General features: G+C 38.3%; 10 protein-coding genes and 1 pseudogene. 6 read left to right on the plus strand and 5 right to left on the minus strand.

Annotated elements, in window-relative coordinates:
* The first annotated feature begins 21 nt into the window (after positions 1-21).
* The gene (locus P20439_RS06135; protein WP_008465330.1) at positions 22-1,848 is read left to right on the plus strand and encodes a diguanylate cyclase; all 1,827 of its coding nucleotides are present in this window, start codon (positions 22-24) and stop codon (positions 1,846-1,848) included.
* 653 nt (positions 1,849-2,501) lie between these two features.
* Here the strand turns inward: P20439_RS06135 and P20439_RS06140 are convergent.
* A complete protein-coding gene (locus P20439_RS06140; protein ID WP_008465331.1) occupies positions 2,502-2,873 on the minus strand; it encodes a hypothetical protein in 372 nt (123 codons plus the stop codon).
* Between the two features lie 268 nt (positions 2,874-3,141).
* Here P20439_RS06140 and P20439_RS06145 point away from each other — a divergent pair.
* Positions 3,142-3,734, plus strand: a pseudogene (locus tag P20439_RS06145) (ACP phosphodiesterase).
* Between the two features lie 23 nt (positions 3,735-3,757).
* On the opposite strand, the gene P20439_RS06150 reads toward P20439_RS06145, so the two are convergent.
* The 3 genes from P20439_RS06150 to P20439_RS06160 all read right to left on the minus strand — a co-directional run bounded on the left by P20439_RS06150 (position 3,758) and on the right by P20439_RS06160 (position 8,284).
* Positions 3,758-4,066, minus strand: coding sequence for a hypothetical protein (locus P20439_RS06150; RefSeq protein ID WP_008115106.1), 309 nt, complete (start codon positions 4,064-4,066; stop codon positions 3,758-3,760).
* 197 nt (positions 4,067-4,263) lie between these two features.
* Complete coding sequence (locus P20439_RS06155) at positions 4,264-6,444, minus strand: response regulator (RefSeq protein ID WP_008465335.1); 2,181 nt, start codon at positions 6,442-6,444, stop codon at positions 4,264-4,266.
* Positions 6,445-6,592: 148 nt separating this feature from the next.
* A complete protein-coding gene (locus P20439_RS06160; RefSeq protein ID WP_008465337.1) occupies positions 6,593-8,284 on the minus strand; it encodes a sensor domain-containing diguanylate cyclase in 1,692 nt (563 codons plus the stop codon).
* Positions 8,285-8,612: 328 nt separating this feature from the next.
* Here P20439_RS06160 and P20439_RS06165 point away from each other — a divergent pair, with 328 nt between their 5' ends.
* The 4 genes from P20439_RS06165 to kynU all read left to right on the plus strand — a co-directional run bounded on the left by P20439_RS06165 (position 8,613) and on the right by kynU (position 13,984).
* Positions 8,613-10,256, plus strand: a complete 1,644-nt coding sequence (locus P20439_RS06165; protein WP_083834475.1) for a methyl-accepting chemotaxis protein — start codon at positions 8,613-8,615, stop codon at positions 10,254-10,256.
* A 234-nt stretch (positions 10,257-10,490) separates the two neighbouring features.
* Positions 10,491-11,792, plus strand: coding sequence for an amidohydrolase family protein (locus tag P20439_RS06170; RefSeq protein WP_008115110.1), 1,302 nt, complete (start codon positions 10,491-10,493; stop codon positions 11,790-11,792).
* A 165-nt stretch (positions 11,793-11,957) separates the two neighbouring features.
* Positions 11,958-12,746: a S9 family peptidase gene (locus P20439_RS06175; protein ID WP_008465345.1), complete on the plus strand. Its 789-nt coding sequence runs from the start codon at positions 11,958-11,960 to the stop codon at positions 12,744-12,746.
* A 2-nt stretch (positions 12,747-12,748) separates the two neighbouring features.
* Positions 12,749-13,984, plus strand: a complete 1,236-nt coding sequence (kynU, locus tag P20439_RS06180; protein WP_008465347.1) for a kynureninase — start codon at positions 12,749-12,751, stop codon at positions 13,982-13,984.
* Positions 13,985-14,078: 94 nt separating this feature from the next.
* Here kynU and P20439_RS06185 read toward each other — a convergent pair whose 3' ends face one another.
* A complete protein-coding gene (locus tag P20439_RS06185; protein WP_008465349.1) occupies positions 14,079-17,327 on the minus strand; it encodes a methyl-accepting chemotaxis protein in 3,249 nt (1,082 codons plus the stop codon).
* Between the last annotated feature and the right edge of the window lie 63 nt (positions 17,328-17,390).

Below are 17,390 nucleotides of genomic sequence, written 5' to 3' on the forward strand. Positions count from 1 at the left end.
CCTGATGGAGTAACGGTTTAAATGTTAAGGGTTTTATGTTTTGTTCTTTTTTCTGCCAATTTAGCAGCCAGTGAAGTAAAAAGTGAAATAGATAAGGTTCTTTATGGTTATACAACTAGAGCTGAATCGAGGGCTATTTTAGAAAAATTAGAACAAGGAATACCATATAAAAATGTGCTTGATGATGCCCGAGTAATGACATTTAAGTGTTGGTTCTCTGATGTAGCTACACCGAACGGACTTATCACCTATAAACACTTTTTAAAACAAGCGAGCTCGATCATTCAAAAGTCGAGCGTTCAAGTTCTAAAACACGAGTTCATAGCATGTAAAGCCGCCCAAGAATACATTCAAGGCCATTACCAAGCAGCGACAACTCTTTTAAAGCCTATAACCAAAAACTCTGAACACGCTAAAAGCCCAAAAGAGCTAAACGTCATTGCTACAGCTAACATTATATTAAATCGCATTTACTTAGCTCAAGGAAGATATGAGGATGCATTCCATGCAGCGCAAAAAGCCTATCAGCTATTTGAAAAATCTGGAAATAGCTACGAACAAGCCCTTGCACTAAAAGAAATAGCAGATATTCATATAGCCCTTTTTAACTTTGATCTTGCAATTGAACAACTGCAACGCGCCGCAACTGAATTAACACAATTTAATGAACAAGAACATTATAAAGTAATCGATCAACTCGCTTTTGCCTATGAAAAAAGCGGAAATCGCCCTAAAGCTATAGAGTTGTATCAGTCAATTAAGAACGATGTAAGGTCTTACGAAAGCGATGACGGTTATGCTTACGTATTGATAAAGTTAGCTGAGCTGTACACCGAACAAAATCAACTCAATGCTGCAAAATCATATTTAACAGCTGTTGATAAACTAAAAATAGATAGTAGCTGGATCACAGTATTGCTAACCATGACACAAGCCCAGTGGCACTTAAAAAGTAATAACCTAAACGCAGCCCTCACTTTATTTAACAAGTTACAAACTGAGCAAAATTCATGGTCAGTCAGTTTTAAAGAAAGATACTTTAACTTTGCCTCATTACTAGCTGAAGTCACAAATGATTCCTCGTTACACATCGATGCTCAACAACAATTGATAACGATAATAAAACAAAAGCAAAAAGACATTGCTAATAATGCGCTTATATCAGCAAGACTAAACTTTGACCTAGAACAACAAAAACGAGAAATAACTCGGCTTGAACAAGCATCAGCTCTGCAAAAAGAGTTACTAACCGTAGCTGAAGGTAAGGCTTTTTGGCAGCACTTAACACTCATTATTGCCAGCGTATGTTTAATCCTATTTGCCATTTACAGCTTTAAGCAAGCCCGTCAAAAAAAGCACTTTGAAGTACTCGCTTTAAAAGACGAACTTACAGGCATTGCTAATCGCAGGGCTATCATTAATTTGAAACGAAGTGTCATGCAAAAGAATTTACACAATAAGCGAGTAAGTTCATTGATTTCCATTGACATTGACCACTTTAAAGCTGTAAACGATCAATACGGCCATGATATTGGTGACGAGCTAATCATTTCTATCGTAAATTCGATCGTGAGTACAGTTCGCTGTTCAGATATGGTGGGACGAGTTGGTGGTGAAGAGTTTTTGATAGTCCTTGAAAACCAAACCCTTGAAAATGCAAAAGAGATAGCAGGGCGTATCAGGCATTCAATAGCAGAAAAACAACATACTTCCTTAGGCATTAATTCGACTGTAAGCATTGGTGTTATTGAAATAACACCACATGAGAATGCTGAGCAGGCAGCAAAGCGTGTTGATTTGAACTTATACAAAGCCAAGCAAAATGGCCGGAATAGTGTGGTGTTTTAGTTACTACAAAGCCTTTGAAGATTTTCAGAGGCTTGTGTCAGGCGAAAATGAAAAGCATAGGCAAAGGGTTTATGATAAAGCTTAAATATTCCCAAATTTTAATTATGACTAACAATAGGGACTTCACTTTTAACAAATAGATTCCCAAACTATAACTCTTGAAAAGGTGAGCTCTAGTGGCTCATCTTTTTTCTTAAAAACTGTTAACGGCAGCTTTGATAAGAGCCTTTGCGTAATTTTGGTTAGTACCATCATATGTTAACTGTCTGACAGCATAGGAATACACTGTAACAATGTATTGCCGCTTCATTAGTGAGCTTTCTGATTTCCAAGCTCTTAAGAATTTTGATGCTTCTGGTGTCGGAGAGTTTTCTAAATGGTAATCTTCATTAAACCAATTTTCGAATAACCCTATTGGAGGTGAGAACTTTTCTCTGATAGAAGGATGAAAGTACTGACTAAGTGTGTAGTGGCATAGTTAGTTTGGCCACCCATTAGAAAGTTCCGGTCAAGCAGGTTGCTGTGCTTTCTTGATCTTTTTATTCAAAAACCAAGTGTTCTTATTATTTAAATTTAATTTAAACATGGTCAAAAACCTGAAAAACTAATGGGTGACCCAAGCCGACCCTAATTGCTTAAATAAACTTAAGAGCTTATGCTTCAGCCCCTAATAAACTATCAATATAAGCGAGCTCTTCGCTAAAAACGCCACTAAAAAATGCACTTTGTTCAACGATTACTGCTTCATCGGGTTGGGCTTTATAGCTTTGCTGGCATCTGGCAAGTTCACTGGTTAACCATTGGCATACATTGTTTGCTGTGGTTATGGCTGTTTTTAAAAAAAATGACCATTTTATTTTGTGTAAATTAAAGCGATAAAGGGTGACTGCAATATGGCTATAGGCTTGTTGCTCAAGTAATGGTGGGTTACCACTAGTTGCAGCATCATTGTTTAACAATTTGCTGTTGATCAATGCTTGTTGCAGTGCGACTTGTTGTGATTGACTTAAAAAAGTTGTAATCATAATGCTTAGGTGGCCTTGGTTACAATTAAAGAGGGTATTTAAAAAATAGAGAAGGTTAAGCAAGGCGTTTTATGACTCATGCAGTACCAAAAATGTAGCAACAGTGATAACAAAATTGGCCTGACTCTTTACTGAATTTATAAAATACAATTGTAATTGGGTTGATAGTTTTGAAGAATAAGGCTAAATGAAACCGTACTTCCTTAAAATGAATTTTATTTAAAACTGCGTTATTATTTAAATACTTTGTACAACTGCTGAGATTACGTTGAATTACTTAGCCCATCTTTATTTAGCACAGCCTACGGCTGATTCTCACTTTGGGAATTTGTTGGGAGATTTTGGTGGTCAAAGGCAGTTAACACATATACCGGTAACTGTTAAAAGTGCGCTAGATAATCATTATTTAGTGGATAAATTTACTGACGCACATCCTTTAGTTAAAGAAGCAAAACAGCTTTTTTCACCTAAGCGAAGGCGCTTTGCAGGCGTGGCTGTTGATGTGGTGTTTGATCATTTTCTTATTGCGCATTGGCGGCAGTTTAATAACCAATCATTAATTGATTTTAAGCACACCAGTTATGGGCTTTTGGATAAGCGTATACCGGTAATGCCTACACGAATGCAACGTGTGGTAACTAGTATGACGCAAAACGATTGGTTTAAAGAGTACGAAAGCGTTGATGGAGTGGGGCTGGCGCTTGATAATATTGCTAAACGAATTCGCTTTACTAATACTTTTTCTGGCGCTGCAGAAGATATATGCCGCCATTACAATGAGCTAGATGGGCTTTTTTGGCGTTTTTCCCAGAGCTAATTAAGCACGTTAATGAGTTTAATTTGGAAAGCACACCAAAGTAGAGTGTGCTTTCGCTATAAGTGGTTTAGTCGTCCGGTCCTTTTAAGGTAAACACTAAATGTTTACGCATATCTTTTAAAATCACGCCTTTTTTAAGCATGGCAGCGCTTAAACGCTTTTGCCATTTTAATAAGTCAGGCTCTGCAGCAGTTAATGCTTGTTGGTTTTCAAACTGAAAACACATTAGTAAAGAGCCTGGAAATAAATGATATTCCACATCAAACCAGCATTGCAGCATGCCTGGGATTTCAGCCCGGCCTTGCGCTTCTATTTTATCAGCAACATTGAGGACGAGTGCTTGTTGTTTTACTTGCACAGCAGATAGTTTTTTCATAGGAGATGGTCCAATTTAGAGGCTAATAAACACAGCCAAGATAGGTCATTATACCTAAGCCTGTAGGCAGCTAACAACGTTAACCTGGGTTTTAGCTACATAGAGAGTGAATTAATAAGGTGCAAGGCTTTTGAGTTTTCACTCCTCATTAAACCTCTTAATTTATTAGTCATTAATTTTTTTCTGAGTGTATTTTGTTATGTGGATTCAATCTGCTTTGATAAAAACAAGTTAGTAACGTCTGCGACTTTGATTAACGACTCTTTATCAGTATGGCTCCAAGTGATCTTTGAGCCTACACTTTCACAACAAATAACACCTAACGGTTTGTTATCAAGTATATAAATGTAATCAAGTAAAGAGTATATATCGAGTGGCTCAAAGTAAGAGCTAGTGAACTGCTTAGTTACGTCGTTGTTTCTAGCATCGGAGGCGTCGAGTACTTGGTTGGTTAAAATATAATTGAAATAAGCAGGTGAGTCTTCTGCAGTTAAAACAGTGCCATTGGACACGTCATTATTTTCATCAAGGCAAATTAGGCAATTTAATGCACTGTATTCTTTATTAAATAGCCACAGGCTGACTCGATTTGCACCGGGAATGAGTGCTTTTAACTCTTTGCATATTTGGTTTAGCTTCCTGTTACTAGAAATATTAGGATCGCTAATTTTTACTGCTAAGTTCTTTAGGTTAAGGTTTCTAGGGTTATAAACATTGAGTAAGCTATTGAGTCTAGCTTTATCAAACGGTTTAGTTAAGTAGCCATCCATACCAATATCTAAATAATGCTCAATGTCTTGTTTTAAGGTATTTGCTGTCATAGCTATAATTGGAACGGTTTTACCTGTAGGAAGCAATCTAATAGCCTGAGTAGCTTTTATCCCATCCATTTCAGGCATTTGTATATCCATGAAAATTAAGTCTACCGGGTGCTCTTTAAAGTACTGGACACACTCGTTACCGTTCTCTGCAATAATTAAATTAGCATTATGGGCTTTGAGCATTTTAACAATAATAAGCTGATTTATTTTGTTATCTTCGGCAATTAAAACAGTACAACCTTGCAGGTTTGTTAACTCAGTGCTCTGTTTTGGTATTGATGGCAATAAAGCAATCTCAAAGCTTTGCTCATAAGTGAACGTCGAGCCTTTACCTATTTTGCTGGTAAAGCTAAGCTGCCCCTGCATTAACTCACTTAAACGAGCGCAAATTGATAAGCCTAAACCTGTACCTCCATATTTTCTTGAGGTCGATGAGTCTGCCTGATGAAATTCTTTAAATAAATGCGCTTGAACAGTCTCATTAATCCCAAGCCCTGTATCAATAACTTCAAAGGTGAGTACTTGTGTTTGTAATGTAGTGCTTTTAACACTTACCTTCAGCTCTACTTGGCCAAAGTTGGTAAATTTAATCGCATTTGAGCACAAGTTATTTAAAATTTGCGAAATCCGAAGAGGATCGCCTTTTAAATTGTCTGCTATTTTAGGATCTACCGATGTAATAAGCTTTATACCTTTAGCAGACGCTTGCTGTAGCTGAGGTTTTATTACATCGCTAATAACGTCATTAAGGTTGAAGTGGATATGTTCAATTTCTAACTTGCCAGCCTCAATCTTAGAAAAGTCTAAAATGTCATTTACAATATTTGATAAGTAATGTGCTGACTTTAAAATACTTTTTAAGGTGCTGTCTTTTTCCTCTGTTGTGGTTTCAGTCATACCAAATTCAGCTAAATTTAAAATCCCATGCAATGGGGTTCTCAGCTCATGAGTCATATTTGCCAAAAATTTACTCTTTGTGTTATTGGCCGTATCTGCTTCTTCTTTTAACTTTTCTAGCTCTTTATTGTGTTTTTTTTGTTTTTCTAATGCCATCACTAACTTTTTATTATTAAGCCTAAGCTCTAATTGCGCAATGACCTCTTTGCTCAAAACAGTAAGAGCATTTATTTGTTTGCTGGAAAGCTTTTTTGGTTTATCGCTAATAACACATAACGTACCTATAGCATTGCCTCTAGGTGTAATGAGAGGTGCACCTGCATAAAAACGAATATTTGGGTCGTTTGTAACCAAAGGGTTATCGTGAAAGCGGGTGTCTGTCAGTGCATTTTGAACTTCGAATACTTGGTTTTCTAAAATTGCGTGAGAACAAAACGAAATATCTCGAGCTGTTTCGGCTGCATCAAGACCTTGCTTTGATTTAAACCATTGCCTGTCGGGATCAACGAGGCTTATTAGTGAGATTGGCGTATCACAAATATCAGATGCAAGTTGGGTTAAATCGTCAAAGGATTTTTCAGCTTCAGTGTCTAAAACGTCATACTCATATAAATCTTTTAGCCGTGATAGTTCATCTTTAGGTGTTGACGCTTTTATCATTATGTAACCTTGTTTTTGATGTACTTAACAATGAGTAATTGAATAAAAATAATAATGCTCGAGCTAGCGTAAAATTCAATTAAATTATCATGCTCAAGTAGTTAGCTTATATGACTAGTTAAGTTTTTACTAATTGATTTAAAACTGTTCAATCAACAATTCTATTACGACCTTTAGTTTTTGCCTCGTATAAATAGTCATCAACGTATTTTAAGCTGTTTTGTAAGCTGATAGAGCCATCATGAGTAAGCAGCCCAATACTTACTGTAAAGCTAATGTTTTTATTGCGATAGAAAACTTGATGTTGATTAATCGTGTTTTTAATTCGCTCTGCGGCTTGCTTAGCTTCGGCTTTGTTTGTGTTGGGCATAATAATTAAAAACTCTTCACCGCCTAGGCGAAATACAAAATCTTGCTTTCTAGTTAAGGAGCGTAATGTGTTGGTGAGCTCTTTTAAGCTTAAATCTCCAGCTTCGTGACCATGATTATCGTTTATGGCTTTAAAGTGGTCTATGTCGAGCATTAATAATGAAATATAGGTGTTTTTATTTTGCGTTTTTAATAGTTCATCGCTGAGCGTTCTGTATAAAGTTCGTCTATTTAAACAGCCTGTAAGTGGGTCTATATTGGCTTGTTTTTCTAGCTCTTTATTAAGTGAAGAGAGCTCTTGAGTACGCGCCTGAATACGTTGCTCTAAACTGGTGTTAAGCGCGATCAGTTTATGCTCAATGTTTATTTCTTTGGTTACGTCGTTTTGTACAGCAAAGTAATAAGCCACTTTGCCGTCTCTAAAAATGGGTGATATGGCCAGTTCATTCCAATAGGGGTCCCCACTTTGTGTATAGTTTAAAATTCGGGTGGTAATAGGGATGCCTTTTTTAAGATGAATTTTAAGTTGCTCTATTGTGTTGGCGTCAGTTTTTTCACCTTGTAAAATAGCACCTAGTTTTTTACCTTCCACTTGATTGAGTGTATAGCCTGTTATTCTTTCAAATGAGCCATTTACCCAAATAACGCGCTTGTCTTTATCGGCAATCACCATCCCAACCGTAGTTTCTTTGAGTGCGGTAACTAAAAAGTCCCGCTCTAGAGCGATTTTTTCACTCCCCGATATATCTTGAAAAATGCCATATAACTTAGTGATTGCACCGTTTTTATTTCTTGATACATTGCCGCTTGATATAACAATGCGCTCTTGTTGATCGTTACCTACAACACGCAACTTTATACAGCTCCACCCTTGCCCGCTCGCAAGAGCTTGCTCGACCGCATGGGCTATTTTGGGTTTATCGTCTTCATGATAAAAATTTATTGCTGTGTCTAGTTCAGGGGAATAGTTACTGGGTGAAACACCATGAATGGTGTAAATTTCATCGGTCCAAAATAATTGGCTAGTGTTACAGTCGAGTTGCCAATAACCCACTTTTAAAACTTCGCCGGCATTTTCTATGATGGTTTGTAATTCGTTATTGCTAATAACAGACGACACTTGGGCAAAGTGCTGGTTAAAAATTAAAACCATATATTGGCGCTGGTTTTGCTGCACGCTATGCAAGCAACAGTTAAGTTTAATGAAATAGTCGGTGGCGAGTTTCAGTTTAATATCAAATTGGTCTAACTCATTATGTTGCAATTGTAGAGCGTTAATTTGTTGTAATAGTGTTTTACTTTCAGTTGTACAACAGGCATAAAAGCTTTTAATGGTTGGTATGTTTTTAGCTGCAATATTGAGCTCTGACCACCTAGAAGAAAGGTAACTAAGCTGATCGTCATTATCAAATACCATTAAAAGAAAATTGCACTTTTCTAGCAGCGCAATATTTATGTCTTTAATATCCATAAGCTCCCTGTATATGAAAAGTATTACAACACCTAGATTAAGTATAGGCACACCTATCAGGTTTAGCTGCATGAAAAAACTAATTTCATTTTGGGTTTGAGCTTAAAAAGTTTTTGATCTTACGTTGCCATCATTGTTACTGAACAGTGATATTTGTTTTTTGCTTGTGGTTATTTTTTAAACCAATTGTTTGGCTTTTTTTAATGGTTTGCGTTTTTTGCAATTAAAAATAGTTCTTTTATATTATTTTTAGCTTTATTGATAATAAAGAAGGCTATTTTTTGGTAACATTCGTATAACTGCCTATCACTTCTCATTGAGCCTATTTATGTTGAACTTCTTTTCGTCATTGTCCATTCGGGCAAGACTCTCTATTGGTTTTGGAATTGTACTAGCGTTGTTAGTTCTTCTGACTGCGCAAGGTATTAATCGTGTGAACTATATCGATAGAACCCTAGCAAAAATCACTGATGTAAACTCAGTAAAGCAACGCTACGCTATTAACTTTAGAGGCAGTGTGCATGACCGTGCTATTGCCATTAGAGATATAGCTATTGCAAATAATGACGCAAGGGTTAGAGAATATGAAAAGGAAATCAAAAGATTAGAAGGATTTTATGCTGAATCTGAAACGCAGATGAGGCAAATGCTAAATAACGACACGATATTTACAGCAAAAGAGCGTGATATTTTACGCCGTATTGAGGCTATTCAGGCAAAAACGTTGCCTATTGTGGAGACAATTATTGCAATGAAAAAGGCTGGTCAGCCGGTTGATGAAAAGGTGCTTGATGAAGCTCGACCTGCTTTTATTGATTGGCTTAACACTATCAATCAGTTTATTGATTATCAGGAAGATCAAAACCAAATAGCGACACCTCAAGCAAGAGACGTTGCCGGAACATTTGAAAACTTTATGCTGATACTGAGCGCTATCGCGATCAGTTTCTCTGTTGCTGTGGGTATACTTATTGATAAAAGCCTCAGAGCGACCCTAGGCGGTGAGCCTAATGAAGCACAGCAAGTTATAGCTGTATTGGCAGACGGTGATTTAACCAAGAGTTTAAAAACACCTCACACAGACAGTATTCTTGATTCGTTAGATACCATGAGTACAAAGTTGACCAGTATCGCTAAGAATATTATTTATGCGTCTAACAAACTACAAGACAAAGTAGAAGAAGTGTCTGATGGTTCTACATTGGTACTAAATGGTGCGCAGCAACAAGCTCAATTAACTACTCAAACAGCCTCACAATTAAGCAGTATGAGCGCTAGCATTGATAAAGTAGCCGATATTGCAGCACAAACAGAGACTAATTCAGAGCAAACCGCTAACTATGCAATGGAAGGTCGTAAAGTGGTGAATGCCGCCGCTACCGAAATGGAACGCATAGCGACCACCGTTGATGAAACGGTAGAGCAAATAAGGTTATTAGCTGAAAATACAAAACAAATAGGCGGCATTGCGAGTGTGATCAGTGGTATTTCTGAGCAGACTAATTTGCTGGCTCTTAATGCCGCAATAGAAGCTGCAAGAGCAGGTGAGTCGGGACGCGGTTTTGCCGTTGTTGCAGACGAAGTACGCCAGTTAGCACAGCGCACCGGTGAAGCCACCTCACAAATTGAGATTATGATTAACGATGTGCAAACTCAAACGGCGGCATCTGTAAGTGCTATGGAAACAACGCAGCCACAGGTTGAAAACGGCAAAGCGAAAATTATGCAGGCAACAGATTTACTCAAACACATTGAGGAACAAGCAATGGACTCGTTGAACTTGGTGAAGCAGGTGTCGAGCGCGGCATCTGAACAAGTTCAAGTGGTAACTGAATTTAGTGCTGCAATGGAACAGGTTGCGGTAATGTCTGAAGAAACCATTGAATCGATGAATAAAAATGACACGGCAACTAAAGTACTTACTGATTTGTCTGGTTCGCTTAAAAAAGAAATTGCCTTCTTTAAAGTTTAACTTTAGGCCCAGGAAACAATGTAAGGTTTATTTTTAATTGCGATGTTTAAAAGCAGCACGACCAATTAGGTGTGCTGCTTTTTTGTTTTAATAGTCTGACTTTCAGCCGTTTTTTGTAATAAAAGTATGATAGTGGTTTGTTTTTATAACTTTCCTGATAAGGTATTAGTGATATAACAATATTTTAACGTTGTTTCGTTGTTATTAACTAATGACGATTCATTGGAGAGTTTAATGAGCATATTTCGATTGAGTGTGGTTACCTCGTTTTTTTTCGCAGTCAACATCGTTGCTACTAATGCACATGCGGATACTAAAGTGATTCATGCAGGAGAGTTGCTAGCTATTCCCGGAGAAAAACCACAACAAAAACAAACCGTAGTAATAGAAAATGGCAAAATAGTTTCGGTATCAGCGGGTTTTTTACCTATCAACCGTTTTGGTGAAAATGCTCAGCTAATCGATTTGTCGACCAGCTTTGTTATGCCAGGACTCATGGATATGCATGTGCATTTACAAGGTGAGCTTGGGCCAGATAACAAAAAAGAGCTGGTGGAAATGTCTGATGCAGATGTAGCAATGCGCAGTGTGCATTTTGCTAACAAAACCCTTCTGGCGGGTTTTACTACAGTGCGTGATGTAGGCAGTCAAAGTGAGCAAATGTATGCACTAAGAAATGGGGTGGCCAAAGGATGGATAAGTGGCCCTCGAATTATTGCTGGTGCTGGCGTTACTATTACCGGCGGGCACTTAGATGTTGATGGTATGAGCCCAGACTTACTCACGATGAAAACACCGCCCACAGTGTGTGATGGTGCAATAGAGTGTCGCAAAAAAACTCGCTACGCAATCAAGTATGGAGCTGATTTAATTAAAGTCGCATCTACTGGTGGGGTGCTTTCGGATACGACTACCGGTACAGGTCAGCAAATGCAAGACGATGAGCTCAAAGCAGTTGTTGATACCGCACATGGTTTAGGGCGGAAAGTAGCTAGTCATGCCCATGCTGCCCAAGGTATTAACGCAGCATTACGTGCGGGCGTTGATAGTATAGAGCACGGTAGTTACACCGACGATGAAGGTATTAAACTATTTAAAGAGACAGGTGCTTACCTTGTGCCTACGTTACTTGCTGGCGATACGGTGGTTAACTTAGCCAATAACTCTGATTTTATGTCTGAAGCCATTAAAAGCAAAGCAATCAAGGTTGGTGGCGATATGCTAAATAATTTTACTAAGGCTTATAAGGCGGGGGTTAACATTGCATTTGGTACCGACAGTGGCGTATCTAAGCACGGCATTAACGCACAAGAAGCGGTATTAATGTACCAAGCGGGTATGACTCCTGCTGATATCTTAAAGTCGGCAACGGTTAACGCGGCTGATTTAATTGATATGAATCATAGCTTAGGCACTATAGAAGCTGGTAAGTTTGCTGATATTATTGCCTTAGACACCAGCCCATTAAGTGATATAAGTGCTTTATTGGATGTTGATTTTGTTATGAAAGAAGGCACGGTTTTTAAACAACAATAAATCATTCGATTTATTTTATTAATAATGACGTAATAGCGCTGGTAAGTCGTATAGAACATTTATAAACGACTGCCAGCGTTTTCAGTTATATCGCTTTTAAGGTTATAAAAGGAAGTACTTTATTTTGAAAAACTTAGTAGTTTTATTTTTTCTGTATGGCCTTTTTTGGTCAACGCCACCGCGCAGCAAGTTAAATTTCCTGATGTAGATAATAATGTTGCATACGCAAGTGTGGCTTCGCTTGGGTTTAACTCAGCTGATGAAAAAATAGCCTACGGCAGTGATGAGTCACAGTACGCATTACTTTGGCGTGCAAAGCAAACACTGGTGCAAACGCCATTAGTTATTTTACTCCATGGTGGTTGTTGGTTGAGTGAGTACGATATTAAACACACGTATGCGTTAAGTACGGGGCTTGCACAAGCTGGCTTTAATGTATGGTCTTTAGAGTATAGAAGAAGCGGTGCAAGCGGTGGTGGCTGGCCTGCAACGTTTAATGATGTTAAAGCCGGTATTTTAGCGGCAAGTACTTACAATAATGGCGAGTTTAAATTAGCGGGATCAGTTGCGGTAGGGCATTCGGCAGGTGGGCATTTAGCATTGCTTGCTGGTGGTGAAATAAGCCAGCTTAAAGGGGTTATTGGCTTGGCCCCTATTACTGATATAAAAGCGTATGCGCGTGGTGATAATAGTTGTCAAAAAGTGACTCAAGATTTTATGCAAGGTATGCCAACCGATAAACCTAAGGCATACACGCAAGCTAACCCGAGTGAGCAATCGCTTCATCCGCAAAGCATTATTTTACAAGGTGACCAAGATGCCATCGTGCCTGCTTTTAATTTAGAACAGCTTAAACGTCCAGTTGTTATGTTAGAAGGCGTGGGGCATTTTGATTGGATCCATCCGGGATCAGCTGCATTTAATACACTAATACAAAATTTGAATGAGATGTAACAATGAATTTTAATGAGATTATAGCGCTTGATAAAGCGGATACGCTGGCTCACAAGCGTGACGAATTTGATTTACCCGCAGACACTATTTATCTCGATGGTAATTCATTAGGTGCTTTGCCTAAAGCAGTAAAGTCGCGCGTAGCAGAGGTGGTAAGCCAGCAATGGGGTAGTCACCTAATTAGAAGTTGGAATGATCACCAATGGATTGATTTACCAACTCAGGTAGGAGAGAAAATAGCGCCGGTTATTGGCGCAGCAAAAGGCCAAGTGATTTGTTGTGACTCTATTTCAGTTAACTTATTTAAACTGTTAAGTAGTGCATTATCGTTAAACCCTGAGCGAAATGTGGTGTTATCCACCGAGGATAACTTTCCTACTGACTTATACATGGTGCAGGGGCTAAGTGAGCTATTAGGCCCCGACTTATGTCAGCTTAAATTAGTGGCAGAGCAAAGTATTGAGCAAAACCTTAATGATTCAGTGGCTGTGTTGCTATTAACGCAGGTCAACTTTAGAACCGGTCAGTTGCTGGATATGCAAAAGCTCACCCAGTTAGCCCACGAGAAAGGCATTTTGGTGATATGGGATCTAGCCCATAGTGCGGGAGCTTTACAAGTTGAACTTGATAACTGTAATGCTGATTTTGCCGTTGGCTGTGGCTATAAATACTTAAACGGTGGCCCAGGCTCACCTGCATTTTTATATGTGGCTAAACGCCACCAAGCTGCTGTGAAGCAACCCTTATCAGGTTGGATGGGTCATGCTAAACCATTTGCTTTTGATGCAATATATCAAGGTGCTGATACTATAAATCAGTATTTATGTGGCACACCTAGTGTGATTGCGATGAGTGCTTTAGATGCTGCGCTTGATGTATGGCAAGACGTAGACATTTCTCAAGTAAGAGAAAAGTCGATTGCACTTGCCGACGTATTTATTAAATTAGTACAAACACATTCATGCTTAAGTGATTTGCGCTTATGTTCCACTGAAAATTCGAGCCAAAGAGGTAGCCAACTAGCATTTTCACATACCGACGCATTTGCTATATGCCAAGCGTTAATTGAAAAAGGGGTAATTGCAGATTTTCGTGCGCCTAATATTTTACGTTTTGGTTTTACGCCACTTTATACTTCGTTTGAAGAGATTTGGCAGGCAGTGGCTATTTTAGCTGAGGTGGTTAAAAGCCAGCTATATACCCAGCCACGTTTTAATTTAGCGGGTAAAGTGACGTAACTTTATGATGAGCCATTATTATAATGGCTCATAGCGGTTCTCAAGTTAAAAAAGGCATAGCGTTAGCAGAATCACTAGCAGCGCCTTTAGGTTATTATTGCTCCTTTTCTAGATGAAAGTAATTAAGTTGTACTCTCATCTCGGTAGCTTGTTCTGCCATTTGACGCGCAGCCGCCATTGTTTCTTCTGTAATCGCTGAGTTAGCCTGAGTTAGCCCCGTTAACCGTTGTACAACAAGATTAACCTCTTTAATTGCTTGCTCTTGTGCGGAGGTTGAGTGCGCTATATGTATTATATTTTTACTAACATCGCTAACAGCTTGCATTATGTGTTTTAGTTTTTTCCCTGAGGTGTCGGCTAATTCAGTTCCAAGTGCTATTTTTTGATTACTATTTACAATAATACTTTTTATCTGCTTCGCAGATTTAGCACTGCGTCCCGCTAAATCACCCACTTCATTAGCTACTACAGCAAAGCCTCTTCCATGGTCGCCAGCCCTAGCAGCTTCCACGGCGGCATTAAGTGATAGCAAGTTAGTTTGAAAAGCGAGGTTGTCAATAACCGAAAGTATTTCGTTAATATCTTTACTGGCTTCATTTACTTCATCAATCGCGCTAACAGTCTGTATTGATAAGCGATTTCCTTCTTCAGCAATTTGCTCTGCATTGTTTGCCAATGCCACTGCACTTTTTGATTGTTCAGATACTTTAGTTAACTCATCTAGCATTTGCTCAGTACTTGAGCTTGCCTCTTCAAGATTAGCAGCTTGCTCCTCTGTGCGCTTACTTATTTCAGTATTACTTGAAGCTATTTCACCTGCATTTTGCATAACCTGACTAGCCGATACTTGAATCTCTTGAATGACATTGGTTAATTTCTCGATAGTCGCGTTGGTGTCGCTTTTAAGGGTATCGAATACGCCTTGATATTGTCCCTCTATATTTTTGGTAAGGTCACCTTTAGCTAAGTTTGATAAAACGCTACTGACTTCATTTATAGCCAATGAAACTAATGAGGTAGACTCATTTACATTATTTTTTAAATCTTCCAACTGGCCTTGTAATGGCTGTTTTAATTGATGAGAAAAATCGCCGTTTGCCATCGCGGCCATTACTTGATTGAGGTCGTTTATGACGCGCTCGAGGTTAGTTACCGAATGGTTTATATCTGTTTTTAAACTATTTAGTTGGCCTGTCATAGTCGATGAAATAGTATGATCAAAACGCCCCTGACTAATTGCTAGCATAACTGATGAAATCTCAGTTAAAGCATTATCAATAGCAGTGATTGATGTATTGATGTTACTTTTTAACTGCTCAAGTTGACCGCTGGCTTCACCTTTTATCATTTTTTTAAAGTCACCTTTACTAACAAAGGTCATGACTTCACCTATTTCATTCATTACATTATTTAGATTAGCCATACTGGAATTAATATCTTGTTTTAATATATCAAGCTGGCCAGCTAAGGGGGCATCTAATTGTGCTGAAAATTGGCCTTGTCGTAATGCACTCATAACGTCACTAATACCATCTATAGCAATACTTAAACTACTAACTGAGTTATTCACGCTGTCTTTTAGTTGCGCAAGTTTTCCTTTCGCTGGATAGGTGATTTGTTCTTTAAAATTACCTTGCTCTACGTTAGCCATAATATCGACGATACTATTCATAGTGTTATTTATTGAAGAAAGCGATTGGTTAATATTACTTTTTAAGGTGCCTAATTCGCCTGACATTGAGGCATTAATTTGAATATCAAATTGACCATCAGCCATAGCAATCGCAATGTTATTTAACTCGTTTATCGCACCATTTAGTGAACTTGCGCAATCGTTGGTTGCTTGTTTTAACGTGTCTAATTCCCCTCGACATGGCGCTTCAATACGTTGATCGAATTTTCCCTCAGCCATTTGATTCATAACACGGTTTGTTTCACTAATAGATAACTGCAGAGCATCAAGAAGAGTGTTAAATGCTTGAGTACTAACGCCTATTTCATCGCTTGAATAGACAGTTGCTCGTAATGAAAAGTCTCCTTGTTGTTCCACTTTTTTCATTGTATCAGCCAGTGCATGTATAGGCTTTGTTAGTGTTCGCGCAAACCAATATGCGGCAATAGTAACAATGAAAATAGTGATGAAAAGTATAACAATGAGTTGTTGGGAAAGTTTGGTTATCGACTCAAAAGCTTCTTGTTCGTCCATTTCTGCTATGAGTGCCCAGCGAACATTAAAGACATTTACAGGTGCAAATGCAGACAGCACCATCTCATTGTTATAATCACTTATCACATGCTGCCCTTTTTCATTTTTTAGTGCTTTGATTACAGATAAGGTATTCACTGTGCCTTTATTTGGGTTTCTAAATGAGCTTTCTACAGAATGATTTTTCGGGTCGATATAAGAGTCAGAGCGCATTAACCCCTCAGGACCTACAAGGTAGGTTTCTCCGCTTTCGCCCAACCCGCCACGTTCTTTCATGATTGAATTGACATCTTCAATCGATAATTGGGCGGCTAAAATAGCAACCGTTTTACCATCAACAACAATAGGCTTACCTATAAAGCTAGCAGGGGCATTATATGAAGGGGAGTACTGTTTATAATCTGCAAATGCAATTTCTTGAGGATCGTTGCTGTTTTTTAATTGTTGAAATAAACTCGCTAAATTACTTTTAGCATAGGGCCCTGTTTGTAGCGATGTGGCAAAGTCGACTTCTTTATAAACGGAGTAAACAATATTGCCATTTGTTGGGTCGATAATGAAAATATCGTAGAACTCATTTATATTGGTCATATCGCGTAAATAACGATGGTATTTACGGTGCGCTTGCTCGTAACTATCTGATTGCCCAGTGGCGGTTAGTTTTTGTTTTTCACCAATTGGATTTGGGTTATTAGCTAGATAACGAGATTGCAGCTCAATACTTTTTGGATTCATTTGTTCTAATAGGGATGAAGAGGCAGTGTCTGTTGGGTTTAGCTGTTTAAATTTTGGGGTAAAAGACTCTTTATAAAAGCGATTTAGAGACGCTGATGAAGCTGAAGGGGATATATCATTAAATCCTTCTATAAACTTTGTCGCAATAGTAGCCATTTCTGGGTTTGCTTGCAGCGCATTTAGCTTATTTTCAATATTGTTAAAGTAGTGTTCAACAGCGCTTTGTTTTACTTCACTCACCGCGTCTAAACGGGAATAAACCTGTTCTGTCATCGAGTTTGACGCTGTATTAATAGTGACCGTGATAATTATCGCTATTGGCACTAGGGCAACAATTAAAAAGGCGGAAATAAGTTTTTTTGTTAAATTTAATGAATTAAAAAAGTGGTTAATTGTGAGCATTACTATGTCCCTGTAATAAGGTTTGTACCTCAAATGAGCATAGAACACAATTTGTGAAGATCT

The organism is Pseudoalteromonas sp. BSi20439 (assembly GCF_000241165.1).
Taxonomy (GTDB): domain Bacteria; phylum Pseudomonadota; class Gammaproteobacteria; order Enterobacterales; family Alteromonadaceae; genus Pseudoalteromonas.

Bases quoted from the DNA above. Each gene is read 5' to 3' on its own strand.
- P20439_RS06135 (WP_008465330.1), top strand. From the start codon at position 22: ATGTTAAGGGTTTTATGTTTTGTTCTTTTTTCTGCCAATTTAGCAGCC.
- P20439_RS06140 (WP_008465331.1), bottom strand. From the start codon at position 2,873: ATGATTACAACTTTTTTAAGTCAATCACAACAAGTCGCACTGCAACAA.
- P20439_RS06150 (WP_008115106.1), bottom strand. From the start codon at position 4,066: ATGAAAAAACTATCTGCTGTGCAAGTAAAACAACAAGCACTCGTCCTC.
- P20439_RS06155 (WP_008465335.1), bottom strand. From the start codon at position 6,444: ATGATAAAAGCGTCAACACCTAAAGATGAACTATCACGGCTAAAAGAT.
- P20439_RS06160 (WP_008465337.1), bottom strand. From the start codon at position 8,284: ATGGATATTAAAGACATAAATATTGCGCTGCTAGAAAAGTGCAATTTT.
- P20439_RS06165 (WP_083834475.1), top strand. From the start codon at position 8,613: ATGTTGAACTTCTTTTCGTCATTGTCCATTCGGGCAAGACTCTCTATT.
- P20439_RS06170 (WP_008115110.1), top strand. From the start codon at position 10,491: ATGAGCATATTTCGATTGAGTGTGGTTACCTCGTTTTTTTTCGCAGTC.
- kynU (WP_008465347.1), top strand. From the start codon at position 12,749: ATGAATTTTAATGAGATTATAGCGCTTGATAAAGCGGATACGCTGGCT.
- P20439_RS06185 (WP_008465349.1), bottom strand. From the start codon at position 17,327: ATGCTCACAATTAACCACTTTTTTAATTCATTAAATTTAACAAAAAAA.